The following is a 21,195-nucleotide window of genomic DNA, read 5'->3' as shown; positions in this document are numbered from 1 at the left end:
GCGCTCACAACGCCTCCGGTTTCTGCAGCAGTTTGTCAAAGGTGTTCAAAAAGATGCCGCCTCTGTGGCCGTCGCTGGCACGGTGATCGGCAGACAGCGACGCCAGCATGATAGGCCGTGGCTCGAGCGTGCCCTCTACCACCCAGGGCCGCTCAACCACCCGCCCAAGACCAACGATCGCTACCTGGGGTGGATAGACGATGCCGAAGATCCCCTCCACACCGGTATCACCCATATTGGTAAGAGTAACGGTTGGATCCGTCATCTCCGAGCTGCGCAGCATGCCGGTGCGCGCGCGAGTGATCAGATCGTTGAGGTCGCGCATCAGCTCATCCAGTGACTTTTTATCCACATCGTGCAGCGCCGGCGCCACCAGCCCGCCACCGCGTAACGCGATCGCCACGCCGATATGGATCTGCTCGTTTGGCTGGAACGCACCTTCACTGTAAAAGCCGTTCAACTCCGGTACTTCACGCAGCGCCAATGCCAGCGCCTTCAACGGCAGCACCAGTTGCAGCAGACGATCACCAATCTTGCGCTTGGCATTGGCCGCGGAGAGCCACTGCAGCGCCCGGGTCATATCGATCTGAGTAGAGAGATAGTAGTGCGGAATCTCACGCTTCGACTTCGCCATGGCGGCGGCAATGCCCCGGCGCATCGCCTCGGGGTCGAAGCCTCGCTTGGGCGCTGAAGGCGGTTCGGCGACGCTGCTGGCCCCAGCCGCGGCCTGTACGTCAGCCAGCGTGACGGCACCGCCCGGCCCAGTACCTTTTAGCCGCGCCAGGTCCACTCCGGCTTCCATGGCCAGCTTGCGCGCCGCTGGGGACGCACGTACCGCACCGGCAGGCGCCTTAGGGGCGACGGGAACCTGTGGTTTCGGCGCTGTCTCCGGCGCCGCGTGCACCGGCGTTGCCGGTGCGGAGGCAGCCGCTTCGGCCTTCTCCTCTTCGTTGCCAAGGATGGTGGCCAGAACCGTTCCGACCGGCACCGTTTCTCCTACCTTCACCCGTAATTCACCGACGGTACCGTTTTCAAAAATCTCGGTTTCGATGGCGCCCTTGACGGTCTCGATCACCGCTACCACGTCGCCACTTTTCACCTGGTCACCGGGCTTTACCATCCACTCGACCAGCGTGCCCTCCTCCATGTCGGCACCCAGGGCGGGCATGATGAAGTCAGCCATGGCCGTTCACCACCCGTTGCGCTGCTGCAACGATATCGCTCACCTGCGGCAGAGCGGCCTCTTCCAGTTGTTTGGCATAAGGGATCGGCACCTCCGCGGTGCAGACTCGCTGTACCGGCACGTCCAGCTCATAGAACGCCTGCTCGTGGATACGGGCGGTAATCTCTGCCGAGATCCCGCCGCTGCGCCAGCCTTCATCAACGATCACCACGCGGCGCGTTTTCGTCACCGTCGCCATGATGCTGGCATCGTCCAGCGGCCGAAGGGTCCGCAGGTCCAGTACCTCGGCATCGATACCCTGTTGCTCGAGCACCTCGGCTGCGTCCAGGCACTTCCACAGGGATCCGCCGTAGGTGATCAAGCTCACCTGAGTACCCTCACGACGCACCCGGGCCTGATCGATGTCGACGGCACCGGCCTGCACCGGTAGCACGCCCTTGCGGTTGTAGAGCAGGATATGTTCGAAGATCAGCACCGGATCCGGATCGGCCAGCGCGGTAAGCAGCATGCCGCGCACATCCTCCACCGTGCCGGGAACCACCACCTTCAGCCCCGGCACATGGGCATATAGGTTCTCCAGGCTGTGCGAGTGCTGCGCTGCCAGTTGCAGACCGCCACCGGTGGCCATGCGGATCACCAGCGGCACGTTGAACTGGCCGCCGGACATGTGCAGGTAGGTGGCGGCGGTGTTGATGATCTGGTCGGCTGCCAGCAGGCTAAAGTTGACCGTCATCACCTCGACGATAGGGCGCATGCCGCCGATGGCAGCGCCTATCCCCGCTCCGACGAAGGCGGACTCGGAGAGCGGCGTGTCACGGATGCGATCGGGGCCGAACTCATCAAGAAAGCCCAAGCTCACGGCATAGGAACCGCCATACCGGCCCACGTCCTCGCCCATCAAGAAAACGCGGTCGTCGTTGGTCAGTGCCTCGTGCAGGGCCTCCCGTGCCGCTTCGCGGTAGGTGATCTCGCGCATCCCCTCGGTTGCCGTGCTGTTCATACATGCGCCTCCGAGTAGACATAACGGGTCAACTCGCCGACCGGCTCCGGCGTACCCGCCTCGGCAAAGGCTACGGCGGCATCGATCTCGGCGGCGATCTCCGCTTCCAGCGCGGCACGCTTCTCGTCATCCAGCAGACCGGATGCCTGCAGACGAGCGGCAAAGATGCGCAACGGGCCGTGCAGCTCATGCTCATGCACCTCCTCCCTGCAGCGATAGCGCTCGGCGTCGAACATGGAGTGCGCCCTGAAGCGGTAGGTCTGGAACTCGATAAAATAGGGACCATTGCCGGTACGGGTACTTTCTGCTGCCCGTCTTGCCGCCGCTTCCGTCGCCAACACATCCATACCGTCGACCACCTCGGCGGTCACCTTGTAACTGCGTGCCTTCTCCACGAGACGTGTTTCCGACTCGGAGCGTTCCAGTGCTGTGCCCATGGCGTAGAAGTTGTTTTCGCAGCAGAACACCACCGGCAGTTGCCATAGCGCAGCCAGGTTCATCGACTCGTGAAACTCGCCCTCGGCCATGGCGCCTTCACCGAAGATACACCAGGCTACCGCGTCTTGGCCGCGCATACTGGCCGCGAGCGCATACCCCACAGCCACGGGCATTCCGCCACCAACGATGGCGTTACCGCCGATGAAGTGGGTGTCCTTGTCGAACAGGTGCATGGATCCGCCGCGGCCACGGCAGCAGCCCTCCTGCTTGCCGAACATCTCCGCCATCACGACGTTCATCGGGATACCACGTAGCAGGGCGTGGCCGTGTTCGCGATAGGTGGCAACCACCGCATCCTGGGGTGCTACGGATTGCATGATGCCGGTACCCACTGCCTCCTCGCCGATATAAAGGTGTAGAAAGCCGCGAATCGCCCCCTTGCTGTACATCTCCGCACACTTTTCCTCGAAACGGCGCACACGCACCATCTCGGTAAACAGCGCAAGCGCATGCTCGCCATCGACGTTATCCGGTAGTGGTTTAGGCGCTTCGTTCATCGCACGGCTCTCCAATTGACGCACTCGACCTCAATCCTCAAGGGTCGAGGTATCGCGCAGGGTTTCACCGGTCTCCCGCGCCTTCAGAAGGCGTCTCATGATCTTTCCGCTGCGCGTCTTCGGCAGTTTCTCCTCGAAAGCGATCTCCTTCGGCGCCACCGCGGCGCCCAATCGCTTGCGCGCATGGCCAAGCAGTTCACGCTTGAGCGCCTCACTCGGCGCGTAACCGGGATTGAGACTGACAAAGGCTTTCACCATCTGACCCAGCGTCGGTTCCGGCACGCCAATCACCCCGGCCTCTGCCACCGCCGGGTGTTCGATCAGCGCACTCTCCACCTCGAACGGGCCGATCAGATGGCCGGCAGACTTGATCACATCGTCGGCACGACCGACAAACCAGAAGTAACCGTCGGCATCACGCATCGCCAGGTCTTCGGTCAGGTACCAGCCGTCGACAAAGCAGCGATCGTAACGCTCTTCATTGTGCAAATAGCCACGAAACATGGAGGGCCAGCCCGGCTTGAGCACCAGTTCCCCCTCCTCGCCCGGCGCGTCGACCTCTTCGATACCGCCTCCTTCCAGCCGACGCACGATGCAGGCGGTGACACCAGGCAGCGGGCGTCCCATGGAGCCGGGACGGATATCCAGCGCCGGTAGGTTGGCGATCATGATGCCGCCGGTTTCGGTCTGCCACCAGTTATCATGGATCGGCAGGCCCAGCGCCTGCTGGCCCCAGACCACAGCCTCTGGATTAAGCGGCTCACCCACACTGGCGACGAAACGCAAACTTGGGTGTGTGTACTGTTTGGCCAGATCGGTCCCCAGCTTCATCAGCATGCGGATCGCCGTGGGCGCCGTATACCACACCGTCACCTTCTGCTCCTGAAGGATGCTATACCAGCGTGGGCCATCGAAATCGGGCTCGTCCACCAACATGGTCACGCCGTGCAACAAGGGTGAGATGATGCCGTAGGAGGTACCCGTTACCCAGCCGGGATCGGCGGTACACCAGAAGATATCGTCCTCGTGCAGATCCAGCGCATACTTGCCGGTCATGTAGTGCATCAGTACAGCCTGATGCACATGGATCGCCCCCTTGGGTTTGCCGGTGGTACCACTGGTGAAATGCAGCAGCGCCATATCTTCAGGGTCGGTGGGCCCGATGGTGTACGCGTCGCTGGCCTCGCCCATCAAGGCGAGCAGATCGAGAGTGCCGGGAATGTCTACCTCTTCGCCGGCCTCATCCACCAGCAGCACAAACTCCAGCTTGGGCATGCTGTCTCGAAAAGGCGCGATCTTCTTCTCATATAACCGACGCGTGGTAACCAGCACCCTGCCGTCGCCTGCATTGACCCGCTCGGCGATCGGCTCAGGTCCGAAGGCGGAAAACAGCGGACAGAATACGGCACGATGCTTCAGCGTACCCAAGGCCGCGATATAGAGTGCAGGTATACGGGTACAAAGCACGAATACCCGGTCACCCTTTTGGATACCGAGTGTCTGTAACAGGTTGGCAACGCGGTTGGTCTGGCGATACAGGTCATCAAAACTGAACTCGCGGCAGTCGCCCGTCTTACCGAGCCAGCGCAGAGCGATCTTGTCGCCCCGCCCCTTCGCGAGGTGGCGATCCACCGCCTCGTAGGCGATATTGATTCCCTGATTGTTGGGCAGACCGTTCAACTCCGCACGGATCGCCTGCCACGTAAAACCTGCCCTTGTCGCGTCATAGTCCTGTAGATTGGGCTCCACCCTACCCGGAACAGGTCCCTTATGGATAACCGGATACCGGTCGGAAGCGGCATCGGGGCGGTCCGGGTTGTGCGTACTGGAAGCCATTGCGGGAACCTTGTTTAGTCCTTACATCGGTTGTGGCTTTCAGCATAGACGGGCATCTCCCGGTGTCAAAACGGGGCCAATGCTAAACGTTGGCGGTAATTACCCATTAGGCGGTACATACTGTTAACGGCGTCGGTGGTATCACTGTGCAGGGTCAGATCACCGTTCTTTTTCGATTGAGTTTTTGCAGTATGACTCGCTTAGTCGCCGTATACGGCAGCCTCCGGGCAGGGCTACACAACCATCATCTACTTCATGAGGCACGTTTGGTCGGCAGGGAGTGTCTTTCCGGCTTTGCGCTGTACGACCTTGGTCATTTTCCCGCGGCGGTCAGAGCAAAACATACGCAGATCGTGGTTGAGCTGTATGAAGTGCAGCATCACCATATTGAAAAGCTGGATCGGTTGGAGTGGTACTACCCCGAGAATATAGAGGGGAGCCTGTATATCAGGGAACAGGTCCAGACCTCCCGTGGTGCGAGCTGGCTGTATATCTACAACCAGTACCTTGGCGACACACCCCGAGTGACCTCTGGGGATTGGGCAATGTACTACCACGAGAGGAGTTAGCATTGCATTTCTGCTTACAGAATTGTGCAAAAAAGCCGCTTAAAAGCGGCTTTTACTTGAGCAGAATGTGAGCAGAGAAGCTATCACATATCCGCAGTCTGCACCGGGATGGCCGACTTCATGCCGGTCATCTTGTTGCGGGCACGCAACGCGTCATCGTTGACGCCAACGCCGCTGTCATTCTCGGCGTTTTCGAAATAACACAGAGTCGGTTGGAAGGTGTCGATCTCTTTCTCGGTCAACTGCACATAGGCGCCTATGATCAGCAGATCGCCCTTGCTTGCCTTATGCGCGGCAGCACCATTGACGGAGATAACGCCGCTACCGTTTTCGGCACGGATAGCGTAGGTGGTGAAACGCTCGCCGTTGTTGATGTTATAGATATGGACCATCTCGTATTCACGGATGCCAGAGGCATCAAGCAGGTCGCCGTCAATGGCGCAGGAGCCTTCGTAGTGAAGTTCGGCGTGGGTTACGGTTACACGGTGCAACTTGGCTTTAAGGAAGGTCTGCAGCATCTTTCTACCCCCTGAATATCAAAATGGAGAGCATGACGGCTCTATCCGAAACGGCACCGCTTAACCGGGCCAAACGGGGCGACATATTAGGCGGTTACGGTACAGATTTCCAGAAAGTCGCCGATCTTGACCGATAGGTTTAAATCTTGGGGTCAACAACAGCCTTCTTTAAATAGATTTCGAACCGACAGCAGCTCCTCTCCACGTGAGCCATATTCAAAGAAAGATGAAGCGGTCTCAGACATAGCCCAACCTATTTGCAGTACAATATTCCCCTTTTTGAAGTCACCCGGATGGAAAGCGACACGTGAGCGACACCACTTTGCTGAACTCCCTATACAACACCCTGAGTAAAACCCTGGCCGACCGTATCCTGATTCTCGACGGCGGTATGGGTACGATGATTCAGTCACACGGCCTGCAGGAAGCGGACTATCGCGGCAAGCGCTTCGCCGACTGGCATCTGGATGTAAAGGGGAACAACGACCTGCTGGTGCTCACCCAGCCGGATCTGATCCGCGATATCCATCTGGAGTACCTGAAGGCCGGTGCCGATATCATCGAGACCAACACCTTCAACGCCACACAGATCGCGATGGCGGATTACGAGATGGAAACGCTGTCGCGCGAGATCAACGTGGCCGCCGCCCGTCTGGCCAAGGAAGCCTGCGCCGAGATGACGGCACAGACGCCGGACCGCCCGCGCTACGTGGCCGGGGTGCTCGGCCCGACCAACCGCACCGCGACCATCTCGCCGGATGTGAACGACCCGGGGTTCCGTAACGTCACCTTCGATCAGCTGGTGGAGTCCTACACCGAGTCGGTGGACGGTTTGGTCGAGGGCGGCGCCGATATCATCCTGATCGAGACCATCTTCGATACGCTGAACGCCAAGGCGGCGATCTACGCCGTGGAGCAGTACTTCGACGACCAGGGCATCCGTCTGCCGGTGATGATCTCCGGCACGATCACCGACGCCTCCGGCCGTACCCTGTCCGGCCAAACCACCGAGGCGTTCTGGAACTCGGTGCGTCACGCCAACCCGATCAGCATCGGACTCAACTGTGCACTCGGTCCCAAGGAGCTGCGCCAATACGTAGAGGAACTCTCCCGTGTTGCCGACACCTTCGTTTCCGTGCACCCGAACGCCGGTCTACCCAACGCTTTCGGTGAGTACGACGAGACTCCGGAGCAGATGCGCGACGAGATCCGCGAATGGGCGCAGTCTGGCTTTGTCAACATCGTCGGCGGCTGCTGCGGTACTACGCCGGAGCATATCCGCGTGATCCGCGAGGGTCTGCTCGACCAGGCGCCACGCCAGATCCCGGAGATAGCCGTCGAGTGTCGCCTGTCCGGCCTGGAGCCGATGAACATCGGTGCCGAGACGCTGTTCGTCAACGTGGGCGAGCGCACCAACGTCACCGGCTCCGCCAAGTTCCGCCGCCTGATCAAGGAGGGCGACTACGAGACCGCACTCGACGTGGCGCGCCAGCAGGTGGAGAACGGAGCCCAGATCATCGACATCAACATGGATGAGGGGATGCTCGACGCCATCGCGGCGATGAACCGTTTCCTCAACCTGATCGCCTCCGAACCGGATATCTCCCGCGTACCGATCATGCTCGACTCCTCCAAGTGGGAGGTGATCGAGGAGGGCCTGAAACGGATCCAGGGCAAGGGCGTGGTCAACTCCATCAGCCTCAAGGAGGGTGAGGAGAAGTTCATCGAGCAGGCGCGCAAGATCCGCCGCTACGGTGCCGCCGTTGTAGTGATGGCGTTCGACGAGACCGGTCAGGCCGATACCTATCAGCGCAAGATCGAGATCTGCGAGCGCTCTTACCGCGTGCTGGTCGACAAGGTTGGTTTCCCTCCGGAAGATATTATCTTCGACCCCAACATCTTCGCCATCGCCACCGGTATCGAAGAGCACAACAACTACGCCGTGGACTTCATCAACGCCACCGGCTGGATCAAGCAGCACCTGCCCTACGCCAAGATATCGGGCGGTGTCTCCAACGTGTCGTTCTCCTTCCGCGGCAACGACAAGGTACGCGAAGCGATCCACTGCGTATTCCTCTACCACGCCATCAAGCAGGGTATGGACATGGGGATCGTCAACGCCGGCCAGCTGGCGATCTACGACGACCTGCCGGAAGATCTGCGCGAGCATGTCGAGGATATCGTGCTCAACCGTCGCGAAGACGGTACCGAGCGGATGCTGGAGCTGGCCGAGAAATACCGCGGCGGCGCGTCCGCCTCCTCGGTACAACAGGATCTGGAATGGCGCGGCTGGGAGGTCAACAAGCGCCTGTCCCATGCACTGGTCAAGGGTATCGCCGACTACATCGACGAGGATGTCGAGGAGTGCCGCCACAACTACGAGCGCCCGCTGCAGGTGATCGAAGGTCCGTTGATGGACGGCATGGGCATCGTCGGCGACCTGTTCGGCTCCGGCAAGATGTTCCTGCCCCAGGTGGTGAAGTCCGCCCGCGTGATGAAGAAGGCGGTGGCCTACCTGATGCCGTTCATCGAGGAGGAGAAGGCCGGCAGTGCCAGCAGCTCCGCCGGCAAGGTGGTAATGGCAACCGTAAAGGGCGACGTGCACGATATCGGCAAGAACATCGTCGGCGTGGTCCTGCAGTGCAATAACTTCGAGATCGTCGATCTCGGCGTCATGGTGCCCGCAGAAAAAATTCTGAAGACCGCCCGCGAAGAGAACGCCGACATTATCGGACTTTCGGGCCTGATCACCCCGTCACTGGACGAGATGGTGCATGTAGCTAAGGAGATGCAGCGCCAGGGCTTCGATATCCCACTGCTGATCGGCGGTGCCACCACTTCCAAGGCACACACGGCGGTGAAGATCGAGCCCAACTACAAGAACAACCAGGTGGTACACGTCACCAACGCGTCGCGTTCGGTGGGCGTCGCCTCCAACCTGCTCTCCGACACCCGCCGCGAAGCCTTCGTGAAGGAGATTCAGGAAGACTACCAGGCGGTGCGCGAGCGCCATGCCGCGCGCCAGAACGACCAGCGCCGTGTCACGCTGGAAGCGGCCCGCGAAAACCGCTTCAAGATCGACTGGGATAACTACACCCCGCCCAAGCCGATCAAGCCCGGCATCCACGTCTTCGATGACTACGATCTGGAAGAGCTGACCCGGTACATTGACTGGACGCCGTTCTTCCAGTCCTGGGAGTTGGCCGGTCGTTTTCCGCGCATCCTTGATGACGAGATCGTCGGCGAGGAAGCGCGCAAGCTGTATGAAGACGCCAAGCTGATGCTGCGCGATATCATCGACAACAGGAAGCTCAAAGCGCGCGCCGTGATCGGCCTGTTCCCGGCCAACTCGGTGGGACACGACGATATCGAGTTGTACAGCGATGACAGCCGCAGCAAGCGCCTGATGCGTGTTCACCACCTCAGACAGCAGATGCAGAAGGTTAATGACAAGGCCAATATGTGCCTGACCGACTTCGTCGCGCCCAAGGAGAGCGGCAAGGAGGACTGGGTCGGCGCCTTCGCCGTCACCGCCGGTATCGGCATCGACGATATCGTCGCTGCATATGAAGCGGACCACGACGACTACCACAGCATCATGATCAAGGCGCTGGCCGACCGTCTCGCCGAAGCGTTCGCCGAGCGGATGCATGAGCGGGTACGAAAGGAGTTCTGGGGCTACGCCGCCGATGAGAGCTTCGACAACGAGTCGCTGATCAAGGAGCAGTACACCGGTATTCGTCCGGCGCCGGGCTACCCCGCCTGCCCCGATCACACCGAGAAAGGTCTGCTCTGGGAACTGCTCGACGTGGAGAAAAAGGTCGGTATGACCATCACCGACAGCTTTGCCATGCTACCCACGGCTGCCGTCAGTGGCTGGTACTTCAGCCACCCGCAGTCGCAGTATTTCGGTGTCGCCAAGATCAGCGAAGACCAGGTGGAGAGCTACGCCAAGCGTAAGGGCATGAGTATGGAAGACGCCGAGCGCTGGCTGGCACCTAACTTGGGCTACGAGCCGGAGCAAGGTTAACCGGTAAGCTCTTTCAAAGCGACTTATCCGAAACACATAGAAGCCGGTGGAATTGCACTATTCCACCGGCTTTCTTTTGCTGCTCCCCCGCTCTCGCAACGAACCACCCCTGACTCAATACTCACTAGCGCTTAGACTGTAAGTGGGTAAATTCACTTTTTCATTAGCCCATTTCGAACACATCCCAAGTCGGGAGGGACAAAAAATGTTTGGAATTCAACGTTATCTCTTCGTGTTACTGCTCGCGATGGCGTCAGTACTACCGATGGCCTTGATAAACTCGGCACGGGCTGCGACAGCAGAGGACTTGAACCAGGACTGCCGACAGGCGTTGCAGACACTCTATAGAGTCCAACCGGTAGCCGAGATCCTTTCACGCAAAGCCAAGGCGGTACTGGTGTTCCCCAATATGCTCAAGGCCGGTTTAGTATTCGGCGGCAGCTACGGGGAAGGCGCTTTGATGAAAGGCTCGACCGTGGTCGATTATTACAACTCGGTCAGCGGCTCCTGGGGACTGCAGATCGGCGCGCAGACCTATGCCTACGCCGTTTTTCTGATGAGCGACAATGCCGTGAAGTATCTTGAAGAATCGAAGGGCTGGGAGCTCGGCGTAGGTCCTACCGTCGTTCTGGTGGATGAAGGTATTGCCAAGAACCTATCGACGACATCCCTGAAAGATGACGCGTACGCATTCATCTTCAGTCAACAGGGATTGATGGCCGGCATCACGATCGAAGGTACAAAGATCTCCCTGATCGAACGCTAAATCCACACGGACAGGTGTAGTTGGCGCCTGTCCCGATTCAACGGCGGTCCTCGATCCGTGTAACGCCACCCGTCTATCCTTGCTCTATGTCACGCGTAATGTTCAGTACCACCGAGGCCACATCAGGATACTTGACCGGCCGGCGATATCTTACCCAGGACCCTCACAACAATTTTTTTGCTGCTGCACCGGCGGACACTTGACCGAACCGTAGGAGCAGAATACGCAGCAGTCGCCGGGCTTCGGCCGCAGCAGTTGCTTACAGTTCCGGCACTCGTAAAAGTACTGGCAGGCATCGGTAGGCATCACCTCCTTCACGGCATGACCGCAGTGGGGACAGGTCAGCACCGACTCGAGCTGTATCTCGCTCATTCGCCCCTCACTCTTGCACCGTGGACGGATAGCCCGCATTAGTCGTTGCTTCCGTCAGCGCCTGCAGTCGGGCCTGCTCCGGATCATAGGTAACGGTCGCCGTTTTGCTGTCGAAATCGACCTCGACCGCACTGACCCCTTCCACCTTTTCCAACGACTTTCGCACCGTGATCGGACAGAGCGCACAGGTCATGTTCTGCACCGCCAGAGTGACCGTTTCCGGTGGTCCGGCCAGGGTCGCCAAGGGTAGGCTCAGGAGTACGGCTGACAGAAGCTTACGCATGGGAATCTCCTCTCAGTAGAATAGCGGCGCCAGCCAAGGCACCGCCAGCAGGCCAAGCAGCAGCGCGGTGACGATCCAGAACAGCAGCCGCTGCTTGCCTAGAACGCCGGGATCGGCACAGATGCGACCGGTTTCGCAGCGCCACGGTACCAGATAGAGCCGATGGAACGCCGCTGCAAGAAACAACAGTGTCAACGCAATAAAGTAGGGTCGAAACGGTTCCATCGCCGTCAGATTGGACACCCAGGCACCACCGATACCGAGTATCAGTAAAACCAACGGCCCGACACAGCAGACAGACGCCCCGATGGCGGCCAGAGCGCTCGCTATCAGTGAGTTTTTGCCGGAGAGCAGCGGCATGGTCAGCCCCTTGAAGTCTTTTGCTCGACTACTAGTATAAACTCCGTACCCAAGTACGGAATCAAGGAGAGCGCAATGTCGGATCTACTCAGCATCGGCCAACTGGCCAAGTCGGCGGACGTCAACGTCGAAACGATCCGCTACTATCAGCGGCGCGGCCTTCTGACCGAACCGCCCAAACCCCAGTACGGGTATCGGCGGTACCCGATCGAGCATGTCGAGCGGTTGCGCTTTATCAAGCGTGCGCAGGCGTTGGGCTTCACCCTGTCCGAGATCGATGAACTGCTGGCGCTGGATAACTCCAACCGCTGCGCGAATACGCAGGAGATGGCCACCCGCAAGCTTGCCCTGATCGAGCGGAAGATGGCCGACCTAGCCTCCATGCAGCAGGCTCTGGCCGGACTGATACAGCAGTGCGATGCCGAGAGCGGTACTGATTGCCCCATCATCCAAGCGCTCTCCAGAGGTTAACGGGGGGCTGTGCTGCTACGGCATCATCGGAACTGTGGCCGTTTCCTGGCCATAAGCCATACGTCCTTTCTTGCGTGGATGGAACAATGGCATCAAACCGCCCGGCCATCGAACTCCTGCACGACCATATCCCAACCCCGTTGTACGATACTTGGTAAGCTCATGACTTATCCTTCCCACTCATCTCATCGGACATGCCTTTTGTCCAAGCATCACCTGGAACACTAAAGCGTAGTCAAGAATCGATACCCGCCGAGGTATGGGCAGGCAGTTCACGAACAACGCCGACCGCGATACTGCCCGATCGCCTATGCTAGAGATAACGTAAGAAGACACCGGAGCCGGTGATGCCGACGGAGCGCCCCGACGCGCGGCAAAGACAGGCGGCACTGCTGCAGTTGATCGAAGAGCTGGGGGCGGAGCTGCACCCCAATCAGAGGACCGATCCGGCAACGCTGGACAGCACCCTCGACGGCGATCTCGGGCTCGACAGCCTGAGCCGGGCGGAGCTTCTGTCCCGCATCGAGAGACAGTTCGAGGTCAGTCTGCCGGAGCGCACCTTCGCCGAAATCGAAACACCCCGCGACCTGCTGCGCCTGCTGGCGCGCGCCTCCCCTACCGGACCACAGTCCCACCCCGCCCCTTCGACTCCCCTGGAGCGCACCGAAGGGCTGCCAAGCCAGGCCGACAGCCTTGTCGAGGTCTTGGCCTGGCATGTCGAACGGCATCCCGACCGACCCCACATCCATTTCTACAACGACCAGGGCAGCAGCCCGGATCTGACCTATGGCGAACTGTGGCAGGGCGCCGCTTGCGTCGCCGCCGGGCTGCGGCAGCACGGACTCGCAGCCGGCCAGACCGTAGCATTGATGCTGCCGACGGGGCGCGACTACTTCGTCAGCTTTTTCGGCATTCTGATGACCGGTGCCATACCGGTACCGATCTACCCGCCGATGCGCCCCAGCCAGCTCGAGGACCATCTCGTCCGCCAGGCATCGATTCTCGACAACTGTCAGGCCAAGCTGCTGATCGCACCGGTCGAAGCAACCGCCCTGTGCCAACTGCTCAAGGCGCAGGTACCAACCCTTTTAGCCGTGGTCACCACGGCGACGCTGGAGCGCGTTACTCAGGGCGGGACGCCCATCGCAGAGCCGGTCATACCGCAGCGCGACGATATCGCCCTGTTGCAATACACCTCCGGCAGTACCGGCCGCCCCAAGGGGGTGATCCTGAGCCACGCCAACCTGCTGGCCAACATCCGCACCGCCGGCAAGGCGATCGACGCCACCAGTCGGGATGTGTTCGTCAGTTGGCTGCCGCTCTATCACGACATGGGCTTGATCGGCGCCTGGCTCGGCAGCCTCTACCACGCGGCACTGCTCGTTAGCCTGCCGCCCGAGGCGTTTCTCGGCCGTCCGGCACGCTGGCTTCAGGCACTGAGCCGCCACGGCGGCACCCTCTCTGCAGCACCGAACTTTGCCTACGAACTCTGCCTGAACAAGGTCCCCGACAGCCTGCTGGCCGAACTCGACCTGAGCCGCTGGCGCCTCGCCATGAACGGTGCCGAAACGATCAACGCCAGTACCCTGCGCACCTTCCAGCGGCGCTTCGCCCGTTGCGGCCTCAACGCCAAGGCGATCTATCCCGTCTATGGCCTTGCTGAGAGCAGCGTAGCCCTGGTCTTCCCCACGCCCGGCAGCGAACCCCGGATCGATCGGGTACAGCGCGGCCCGCTGATGCGCGACGGCCAGGCCCTACCCGCAGCGGACTCAGACACCGAGGCGTTCGAGTTCGTCGGCTGCGGTCAGGCACTACCGGCGCATCGAATCCGCATCTGTGACGAAGGCGGGCGCGAGTTGCCGGAGCGGCACCAGGGCCGATTGCAGTTCCAAGGCCCGTCGGCCTGCAGCGGCTACTACCGCAATGCCTCGGCGACGGCACGGCTCTTCGATGGCGACTGGCTCGACAGCGGCGACCTGGGATACCTGGCCGAAGGTGGCCTCTACATTACCGGACGCAGCAAGGACCTGATCATCCGCAGCGGACGCAACCTCTATCCCGAAGAGCTGGAGTCCGCGGTGGGAGCCATCGACGGCTTTCGCCGCGGGCGCGTCGCCGCCTTCGGTGTGTGCGACCAGGCCGGCGGCACCGAACGGCTGATCGTCATGGCAGAGACCCGATCCGACAACGACGGCGAACGCGAACATCTCAGACGCGAAGCAGCCGGCGCCGTCAGCCGCCTGATCGGCGAGCCGCCCGACGAAGTGGTGCTGATTCCGCCGGGGGTTCTGCTCAAGACCTCGAGCGGCAAGCTGCGCCGCTCCGACTGCCGCGAACGCTACAGCCGCGGCGACTATCGCACCCACTCCCCCGGACACCAATTACTCCGCCTGCTGCTGAAGTCCGCCTCACCTCTACTGCAGCGTCTGCGCCGAGTCCTCGGTCGCCACCTGTTCGCCGGCTATGCGCTGCTGACCGGGCTGTCACTGTCCGCGGCGGCATTCGCCGCGATTTTGCTATTGCCGAATCTGACAAGGCGCTGGCAAGCCCTGCATCGGATCATACGATGCTGGGCCTGGCTTACTCGCACCCCGCTCGAGATCCGGGGCGCCGAAAATCTCCCGGCGAACGGCGCCTGCGTGCTGGTCGCCAACCACGCCAGCTACCTGGATGCCTTCGTTCTGGTCGCGACGATGCCGCAGCCGGTGCACTTCGTCGCCAAGGCGGAGCTGCGTACCCAGCCGCTGCTGCGCACCTTGTTGGACCGGCTGGCAGTGCGCTACATCAATCGTCAGGATCCGCAGCAGAGCCTGAGCGACGCCCGCGAGGCCAACAACATGGCGCAGCAAGGGCACCGCTTGCTGTTCTTTCCCGAAGGCACCCTGCAAGACAGCCCCGGCCTGATGCCGTTCAAGATGGGCGCCTTTATCTGCGCCGTCGAGGCAGGCATACCGGTCGTACCGATCGCACTCAGCGGTACCCGCTCGATCCTGCGCGGACAGCGCTGGTACGGTTATCGGGGCGAGATCGGTGTAGAGATCGGCGCGCCACTCCATGCCCCCGAGCAAGGCGACCGCTGGACTCAGGCGCTATCGCTGCGCGACGCCACCCGCGCCCATATACTGCGCCACTGCCACGAACCGGATCTTGAGCGTTTAGGTGGAGAGTGTTGAGCCGGAAAATGGCGCCTTTATAACGCTCTCCCCAGCATCAGTTTGCTCATTAGACTTTTGTATGATAAAAGAGACATAGAACGTTTGATTGTTTATTAATCAACCAATTTTAGCCACTAAGAAAATTATAAAGGCCCCATGTCTACATCCGCGGCAGATCCCCCTACCGATGCCGCTGCTGTAAACCAATCTACGGTTTCGGCGGTGATGCTCACTTTCGATCCAGACACTCAGTCTGTGCTGGCAACGCTAGCGCCCGCGCCGACTGCTCAAAAACTCGACCTACCCACGCTTCAGTCACTATTGCAAGAGCAAGGCTACGGAGAGTTTTATACGTCGGACTCCGACATGCAGGAGCTGATTACTCTAGCCCTTCAGGGTAAGGAGGGCAGCGCAACCATTGCTCACCGGCGCGATGCCGAGCTGGAATGGGTGGTGCAGCCCGATAAGATGGCGGTTTACCTCACTGCGATGCCCGCATATGGCGGCAAGAAAATTACCCGTGAATGGTTGCTTGAAGAGCTGCAGGAGCGGGGAATTCAAGAGAAATGTATCGACCATGCGGTACTGGATCAGGTAATTAAAGCAGGTCAGGCAGAGCGTCTTTGTGTCGCGCGTGGCATTGAACCGGAGCATGGAGTTGACAGTCAGTTCGAAGGGCTCGTTGAAGGGTGCAAGAAGCTGCTTGAAGGTTACTCGGAAGAGGATCAAGTCGATTTTCACCAGGTGCAGGATTTTATCGTAGTTGAAAAGGGTGAAATCCTGATGCGGCGAACGCCGCCTACGCTTGGTGTACCAGGGTTGAACGTGGTGGGTGAGACGCTCCCGCCCGAGCCGGGTTGTGAGCTGGAGTTTAATCCTGACGCAGATGGCGCGATTATCGACACGGATAACCCCGATCAATTGATCGCAGCAGTGAAAGGACACCCCATACTGATCGACAAAGGTGTCTTTGTAGATCCGACATTAAGAGTCGATGCGATCGATATCGCAAGCGGCAATATCGATTTCGATGGTTCTGTTGAAGTGAAAGGGGATATCACCAGCGGCTTTTCACTCAAGGCGACAGGCGACATCTTTATCCGTGGCATGGTTGAAAAAGCGACCGTTATTGCCGGTCGGAATCTAACCATTGTCGGCGGTGTCGCCGGAGAGGATCTGGGGCGCGATCAGAACAAAGAGCTTATTCTCAAGGCGCATGTCGTGGCGGGAGGCAATATCAGAGCCAAATATGCCAATCTGGCTTATCTTCATGCTGCCGGCGATATCATCATTCGTGAGTTTGTGATGCAAAGTCATCTATCTGCGAAAGGCAGTGTCTATCTGACTCAACCCGGAAGTAAAGGCTGTATCATCGGCGGCAAGACCATGGCCAGAAACGAAATTGCCGTCAACAGTCTGGGTAGTGATGCGAATGTCCCCACAGTGGTTAGAGCGGGCAGAATCAACTGTAAGCGCAAGCTGGAGGAGCAACTCCGGGCGGAACACAAAAACTGCCTGGAGAACTGCGAAAAACTGGCAAAACTGCTCAAAGCATCCGAAAACCCGGCGCAAAAGGCGTCAATCAATAACGATATGAGCCGTAAGATCAAGGCAACCTTGCAGTCTTATGAGCAGAAAGCCAAGAGAATCAAATCTATCCGAGTGCGATTAAACGCACGTAATCAGGCGAAAAGCGATGCCATCGTAACCGTAAAGGGGGCGATCTATCCAAACGTCTATATCGGAGTCGATGACGCAATCCTTAATAATCGAGCACGCAAAGTCGGATGCTCTTTTGTGCGAGAAGGCAGCGAGGTTGTCTCACGCTGAGTGGTATTCGGCGAGGGTATTCGCAGCCTCGTTAGGCAATTTCCAGTGAATGGCTATATCGAGGTGTTCGAGTCGCAAAAGTAAAAACAAACGCCACAACGAAAACCGCCAGTTGGAACTCCAACTGGCTTTTTATTACCGATATTTGTCGAGACAGTGTCGATGCATCGGCAGGTGCACTACTCCAGTGCAACCACGATAATCGATTCGTAGAACTTCCATTTGGCGGGGATCACCACGCTGCGCGTCGACTCCGGTAACTGAATCCGCTCAGGCTTACCCTGTACCACCACCGGAACAGAGATCATGAAGTCTGAACCGAAGGCCTTGCGAGCATTCCCCGCAATGGTATTGGCGATCTCTCCTACCAGATCGCACAAGTAGGAGGAGCTGACTTCCTTCTCACCCATCGCCAGCAAGATATAGCTCAGCATCGCTTTTGGACAGGTGTAGTAAACGCACCCCTTACGCTTGCCGGAGACGCCGATTATGCCGGTAAAGTCGGAGATGATCGTTTTGTTCGAGTCCAGCAGGTAGGGCACGCCGATCTGCGCTTCATCCACACCGATCTGGCGGTAGAAATGGGCCAGGCTGTCGATAAAGACCTCGATCGCCTCTTGATCCAGGTTCTGGCTTAAGGTTTCCGATTTCATGGCTACAGCTCCTTATCGTCAGTCGGACACCAGTTCATGCAGGGCATCGCGCAACTCGTCATCGGTGAAAGGTTTGCACAGAAAGCCGTGGGCGCCCCGGCTCAGCGCCCTGATGGCGGTCGCCTTGTCCGCCAGCGCAGACACCACCAGTATGCGGGCCCCCGGACAGACCTCTGCCAATATCGGGATGGCGTCGATGCCATCCATGTTGGGCATGGTCAGGTCGATCGTGATCAGATCGGGCGTTCGCTGCCGTGCCACCTCCACTGCCTGGAGCCCATCGCTGGCCGAACCCACTACCACATAGTTGTCCAGGCCATGCGTCCGTTCGATCCGGCGCCGAATCACAGTGGAGTCGTCTACAATCATCATCCGTTTCATACGACCTCCGCCAGAGACGGCTCCATCAGCGATTCATTGGGGATCAGGAAGGATATTTCGCACGCCTGACGTGCCTTGTTGGCGATACGCAGGCGACCTTTGAGCCGATTGACACCGGCGCGGACCAGGTCCATGCCGACACCGCGCCCGGCGTGTTCGTGGACGCTATCCTCGGTGGAGAATCCCGGCTCGAAGATCAGGCTCAGCAGGCGCGTACGCGGCAGCGTCTCCACCTCCTGTTCGCTATACAGCCCCTTGGCCAGCGCCCTGTCACGCAGACGTTTCAGGTCGATACCCCGGCCATCGTCACGCACACCGATCCGTACCCCCTCCTCCTCCATCCGCAGGCTGACGGCGATCCGCCCTACTGCACCTTTGCCGGCGCTCAGCCGCTCGACCTCAGGCTCTATACCATGTACCACCGCGTTACGCACCAGCTGTATCAGACACTCCTGCACCTGTTTCAGCTGTTCGGCAGAGAGGCGCTCCTGGCCTGTCAAGTCAAAATCCAGCTCCACCGACTTGCCCTGCTCCTGCGCTATACGCCGCGCAAGCCGTTCGATCTTGTCCGCCTCCAACCGCGACGGCGCCACTACCGCCACCGGCGCCTTGCGCTGCGGGAACAACGCAACCATCTCCTTAAGCTCTGCGATCAGCTCGAGAAAGGCATTCAGCGACAGGGTAAGCGGCAGGAAATCCCCCCCTTTCAAACCCGAGTTGTTGCGCAGCGCTTCCAGTCCATCCTCGAAATTGTGCGCAGCATCGACGATATGAGGCAGGCCGAGGGTACCGGCATCGCCCTTGATCTTATGCATGATGCGGTAGCTGCCGTTCACCTTGTCACGGTAGCCGGACATATCCTCAACCTTCTCCCTGAGAATCTCGTTGATCGCCAGCAATGCGCCCTCCGTCTCCGAAAGGAAACCGGCCAAAGCAGTCTGATCCAACTTCAAAAGCTCCTTGAGCACTCCCATCTGCAACCCACCACTCTGACGCGCCTGCGCCTGCTCCAGCTCATCGCGCAGCCGTACGGTCTCGGTGATATCCAGCACCGTGACCAGAATGTGACGGATACGCCCCGCTTCGATGGCGCGGTTGAAACGAAATGACAGGTGTTTCACCTGTAAGCCACCACTACGGCTCGGCACGCTGACCTCCACGTCCGACAGCGGGTTGAGGGAGCCGATCAGGTTCTCTTTCACCTCATGGTTAAGCAACAGCTTGATGTACTCCTCCGTGGTGTTCATGTCGCCTTCCGATACCAGGCTTTGCAGCAGGTCCCGGAAGGAGGTGCCGCCCACCTCCTGTTCACCGAAGATCTCGGGGATCGATCCTGAGTACTGGCTGCCGATCACCAACTGGTCGTCCAGCAGCAACAGACCTTCACGCACAGTGCTCAAAATCTCCTGCGTCTCCCGCCGCGCCTCATCGGCCACAGCATCGCTTCGTCTCAGCTGACCAATGAAGTGAAATAGAATCAGGAAGAAGTTGAGTATCGCCAGGGTAATGGCCGCTGCCTGAATCATGCGCAGGGTTTCAGATTTGTTTCGCGCAACCGTTTCCAACTGGTTGGTCAGGTCGTTCATCAGTTTCAGCAGACCAAGATTGTTGGCTCTGGCGCTGTCGACCAGCTGATTTAGGAATACGGCGTAGGATGAGGGATCAGCGTGCAATTTTTCCAGTGCATGGAAGTCTCTGAGTATCGGTTGCCAGATCTCCAGACTCTGCGCCACCGTGGCACGCGATTCAGCCCCTGTCACAGCCGCGAGATAGATCGGTTGACCGCTGGCGTTGAGTGTTTCGCCTCCTTGATCGAACGCCTGGAGGGTCTTATCGAATAGCGATACCGCCGCAAGCATCTCACGGAATGGAGCTTCGCCTGAGCCGCCGCTCAGATACTCCTGGCGATAATCAAACAACGCCTTGGTGGCCTTCTGGGACAACATGCGTTGTCGGCCTGCCAAGTTTACGTTGGTCGCGTCATCGGCAATCTGACTGGAGATGTAAAAGTTGAGGACCAATACACCCGCGTCAAGAAAGATAAAGAGCGCGACCGAGATCACGATCGCGCGATATTTTCCTAAATCATTGATAAATTTCACGATGCCTCCTGCAACCCCTTATAAGAATTGTCAGGAAGCAGACAAGAAATATGCCAATCACATAAATATTATGGATGACCACTCGGCGTACAGCGATAGCGTTATAAACAGATGTTTTATATCTATTTCTTATCGATATGCATGAATGTATCCGGATCGAATGGTGCCCTCAGGCGCACCATTACCGCGGCCCTTCCCATCAATTGCACATTGATGGGGCAGAATTGGTGCCGTCACTGCGTTCAGCTGCCCTCTTAGCGGCTGACTCTCCACGGCCAGGCCCAATTGCGGGCTCAGCGCTTAAAACAGTGAACAGTCGCATGGCAGATCCGGCAGGACGCAACGCCTAGCCGGGAAGCAATGGGCGACATCGCATGCAGCACTCGGGTCACAACAGTCATACCATCGCCCTTTTTCTTTATCTTTCCTCTTCCGTTTCTCCTTTTCTCCCTCCTCCACCAGTTGCAGGTATGCCTGTTTACAGCTATTCAGTCGTTGCCGGATATGACCAAACCCGCGGCAAAGCCCCTCAGCCTCGATAATCTTCTTGATGGCAGCGGAACAGGAGTCCCCCTTGTGCAGAGCCGCATGCGCACAGCGGAACCCCTTGTACGGTGAGATATAACGCTGGTAGAGATTGATCAGACCAACGGCGACTCTTCGCATGAACACTCCTTGTCGAGGCAGGGAA

At 59.1% G+C, this 21,195-nt stretch carries 18 protein-coding genes; 6 read left to right on the top strand and 12 right to left on the bottom strand.

All coding sequences use genetic code 11. The features are described from left to right. Positions 1-4 precede the first annotated feature (4 nt). From IEX40_RS08395 to acsA, 4 genes are read right to left on the bottom strand one after another with little or no spacing between them, the layout of a single operon-like run. Positions 5-1,183, bottom strand: coding sequence for a dihydrolipoamide acetyltransferase family protein (locus IEX40_RS08395; RefSeq protein WP_188747207.1), 1,179 nt, complete (start codon positions 1,181-1,183; stop codon positions 5-7). Next, entirely contained in the window at positions 1,176-2,183 is a 1,008-nt protein-coding gene (locus IEX40_RS08390; protein WP_229680653.1) for an alpha-ketoacid dehydrogenase subunit beta, read from the bottom strand. The genes IEX40_RS08395 and IEX40_RS08390 overlap by 8 nt, the downstream gene beginning before the upstream one ends. Then, a complete protein-coding gene (gene pdhA / locus IEX40_RS08385) occupies positions 2,180-3,202 on the bottom strand; it encodes a pyruvate dehydrogenase (acetyl-transferring) E1 component subunit alpha (protein ID WP_229680652.1) in 1,023 nt (340 codons plus the stop codon). The genes IEX40_RS08390 and pdhA overlap by 4 nt, the downstream gene beginning before the upstream one ends. A 6-nt stretch (positions 3,203-3,208) precedes the next feature. Then, positions 3,209-5,014, bottom strand: coding sequence for an acetate--CoA ligase (acsA, locus tag IEX40_RS08380; protein WP_188747205.1), 1,806 nt, complete (start codon positions 5,012-5,014; stop codon positions 3,209-3,211). A gap of 191 nt (positions 5,015-5,205) precedes the next feature. On the opposite strand from acsA, the gene IEX40_RS08375 reads away from it, so the two are divergent. Further along, a complete protein-coding gene (locus IEX40_RS08375) occupies positions 5,206-5,583 on the top strand; it encodes a gamma-glutamylcyclotransferase family protein (RefSeq protein ID WP_188747203.1) in 378 nt (125 codons plus the stop codon). Positions 5,584-5,666: 83 nt separating this feature from the next. Here IEX40_RS08375 and panD read toward each other — a convergent pair whose 3' ends face one another. Next, positions 5,667-6,101, bottom strand: coding sequence for an aspartate 1-decarboxylase (panD, locus tag IEX40_RS08370; protein WP_188747202.1), 435 nt, complete (start codon positions 6,099-6,101; stop codon positions 5,667-5,669). A gap of 307 nt (positions 6,102-6,408) precedes the next feature. Here panD and metH point away from each other — a divergent pair, with 307 nt between their 5' ends. Together metH and IEX40_RS08360 are read left to right on the top strand one after the other, a co-directional pair. Beyond that, positions 6,409-10,131, top strand: coding sequence for a methionine synthase (metH, locus tag IEX40_RS08365; protein ID WP_229680651.1), 3,723 nt, complete (start codon positions 6,409-6,411; stop codon positions 10,129-10,131). Between the two features lie 205 nt (positions 10,132-10,336). After that, positions 10,337-10,897: a lipid-binding SYLF domain-containing protein gene (locus tag IEX40_RS08360; protein WP_188747200.1), complete on the top strand. Its 561-nt coding sequence runs from the start codon at positions 10,337-10,339 to the stop codon at positions 10,895-10,897. 150 nt (positions 10,898-11,047) lie between these two features. Here the strand turns inward: IEX40_RS08360 and IEX40_RS08355 are convergent, their stop codons facing one another. From IEX40_RS08355 to IEX40_RS22300, 3 genes are read right to left on the bottom strand one after another with little or no spacing between them, the layout of a single operon-like run. Further along, positions 11,048-11,269, bottom strand: a complete 222-nt coding sequence (locus IEX40_RS08355) for a GDCCVxC domain-containing (seleno)protein (protein WP_188747198.1) — start codon at positions 11,267-11,269, stop codon at positions 11,048-11,050. A 7-nt stretch (positions 11,270-11,276) separates the two neighbouring features. Further along, on the bottom strand, positions 11,277-11,552 hold the full coding sequence (merP, locus tag IEX40_RS22305; RefSeq protein WP_188747195.1) for a mercury resistance system periplasmic binding protein MerP: 276 nt from the start codon (positions 11,550-11,552) through the stop codon (positions 11,277-11,279). Between the two features lie 12 nt (positions 11,553-11,564). Next, positions 11,565-11,912 (bottom strand): mercuric transporter MerT family protein, encoded by a 348-nt coding sequence (locus IEX40_RS22300; RefSeq protein ID WP_188747193.1) that lies wholly within the window; start codon positions 11,910-11,912, stop codon positions 11,565-11,567. 75 nt (positions 11,913-11,987) lie between these two features. Here IEX40_RS22300 and merR point away from each other — a divergent pair, with 75 nt between their 5' ends. The 3 genes from merR to IEX40_RS08330 all read left to right on the top strand — a co-directional run bounded on the left by merR (position 11,988) and on the right by IEX40_RS08330 (position 17,368). Then, on the top strand, positions 11,988-12,383 hold the full coding sequence (merR, locus tag IEX40_RS08340) for a mercury resistance transcriptional regulator MerR (RefSeq protein ID WP_188747191.1): 396 nt from the start codon (positions 11,988-11,990) through the stop codon (positions 12,381-12,383). A 347-nt stretch (positions 12,384-12,730) separates the two neighbouring features. Further along, a complete protein-coding gene (locus IEX40_RS08335; protein ID WP_188747189.1) occupies positions 12,731-15,556 on the top strand; it encodes an AMP-binding protein in 2,826 nt (941 codons plus the stop codon). A 138-nt stretch (positions 15,557-15,694) separates the two neighbouring features. Further along, positions 15,695-17,368, top strand: a complete 1,674-nt coding sequence (locus IEX40_RS08330) for a flagellar assembly protein A (RefSeq protein WP_188747188.1) — start codon at positions 15,695-15,697, stop codon at positions 17,366-17,368. A 179-nt stretch (positions 17,369-17,547) separates the two neighbouring features. Here IEX40_RS08330 and IEX40_RS08325 read toward each other — a convergent pair whose 3' ends face one another. The 4 genes from IEX40_RS08325 to yidD form a co-directional block, all read right to left on the bottom strand. After that, positions 17,548-18,021, bottom strand: coding sequence for a chemotaxis protein CheX (locus IEX40_RS08325; protein WP_229680650.1), 474 nt, complete (start codon positions 18,019-18,021; stop codon positions 17,548-17,550). Positions 18,022-18,039: 18 nt separating this feature from the next. Beyond that, positions 18,040-18,402: a response regulator transcription factor gene (locus IEX40_RS08320; RefSeq protein WP_188747186.1), complete on the bottom strand. Its 363-nt coding sequence runs from the start codon at positions 18,400-18,402 to the stop codon at positions 18,040-18,042. Continuing rightward, entirely contained in the window at positions 18,399-20,504 is a 2,106-nt protein-coding gene (locus IEX40_RS08315) for an ATP-binding protein (protein WP_188747184.1), read from the bottom strand. Before IEX40_RS08315 ends, IEX40_RS08320 begins: the two co-directional genes overlap by 4 nt. Before the next feature lie 300 nt (positions 20,505-20,804). Next, the gene (yidD, locus tag IEX40_RS22265) at positions 20,805-21,170 is read right to left on the bottom strand and encodes a membrane protein insertion efficiency factor YidD (RefSeq protein WP_188747182.1); all 366 of its coding nucleotides are present in this window, start codon (positions 21,168-21,170) and stop codon (positions 20,805-20,807) included. Positions 21,171-21,195: the final 25 nt, after the last annotated feature.

Source organism: Marinobacterium zhoushanense, from assembly GCF_014641945.1.
GTDB lineage: Bacteria > Pseudomonadota > Gammaproteobacteria > Pseudomonadales > Balneatricaceae > Marinobacterium_D > Marinobacterium_D zhoushanense.
Note: the sequence above shows the minus strand (reverse complement) of the source record. Positions and strands in the feature narration are given on the sequence as shown.

What these genes read in the sequence shown, in the direction of transcription:
- panD (WP_188747202.1), bottom strand. Translation starts at nt 6,101, where the DNA reads ATGCTGCAGACCTTCCTTAAAGCCAAGTTGCACCGTGTAACCGTAACC.
- IEX40_RS08360 (WP_188747200.1), top strand. Translation starts at nt 10,337, where the DNA reads ATGTTTGGAATTCAACGTTATCTCTTCGTGTTACTGCTCGCGATGGCG.
- IEX40_RS08335 (WP_188747189.1), top strand. Translation starts at nt 12,731, where the DNA reads ATGCCGACGGAGCGCCCCGACGCGCGGCAAAGACAGGCGGCACTGCTG.
- IEX40_RS08325 (WP_229680650.1), bottom strand. Translation starts at nt 18,021, where the DNA reads ATGAAATCGGAAACCTTAAGCCAGAACCTGGATCAAGAGGCGATCGAG.
- yidD (WP_188747182.1), bottom strand. Translation starts at nt 21,170, where the DNA reads ATGCGAAGAGTCGCCGTTGGTCTGATCAATCTCTACCAGCGTTATATC.
- merR (WP_188747191.1), top strand. Translation starts at nt 11,988, where the DNA reads ATGTCGGATCTACTCAGCATCGGCCAACTGGCCAAGTCGGCGGACGTC.
- IEX40_RS08390 (WP_229680653.1), bottom strand. Translation starts at nt 2,183, where the DNA reads ATGAACAGCACGGCAACCGAGGGGATGCGCGAGATCACCTACCGCGAA.
- IEX40_RS08395 (WP_188747207.1), bottom strand. Translation starts at nt 1,183, where the DNA reads ATGGCTGACTTCATCATGCCCGCCCTGGGTGCCGACATGGAGGAGGGC.
- IEX40_RS08355 (WP_188747198.1), bottom strand. Translation starts at nt 11,269, where the DNA reads ATGAGCGAGATACAGCTCGAGTCGGTGCTGACCTGTCCCCACTGCGGT.
- IEX40_RS08330 (WP_188747188.1), top strand. Translation starts at nt 15,695, where the DNA reads ATGTCTACATCCGCGGCAGATCCCCCTACCGATGCCGCTGCTGTAAAC.
- IEX40_RS08320 (WP_188747186.1), bottom strand. Translation starts at nt 18,402, where the DNA reads ATGAAACGGATGATGATTGTAGACGACTCCACTGTGATTCGGCGCCGG.
- merP (WP_188747195.1), bottom strand. Translation starts at nt 11,552, where the DNA reads ATGCGTAAGCTTCTGTCAGCCGTACTCCTGAGCCTACCCTTGGCGACC.
- acsA (WP_188747205.1), bottom strand. Translation starts at nt 5,014, where the DNA reads ATGGCTTCCAGTACGCACAACCCGGACCGCCCCGATGCCGCTTCCGAC.
- IEX40_RS08375 (WP_188747203.1), top strand. Translation starts at nt 5,206, where the DNA reads ATGACTCGCTTAGTCGCCGTATACGGCAGCCTCCGGGCAGGGCTACAC.
- IEX40_RS22300 (WP_188747193.1), bottom strand. Translation starts at nt 11,912, where the DNA reads ATGCCGCTGCTCTCCGGCAAAAACTCACTGATAGCGAGCGCTCTGGCC.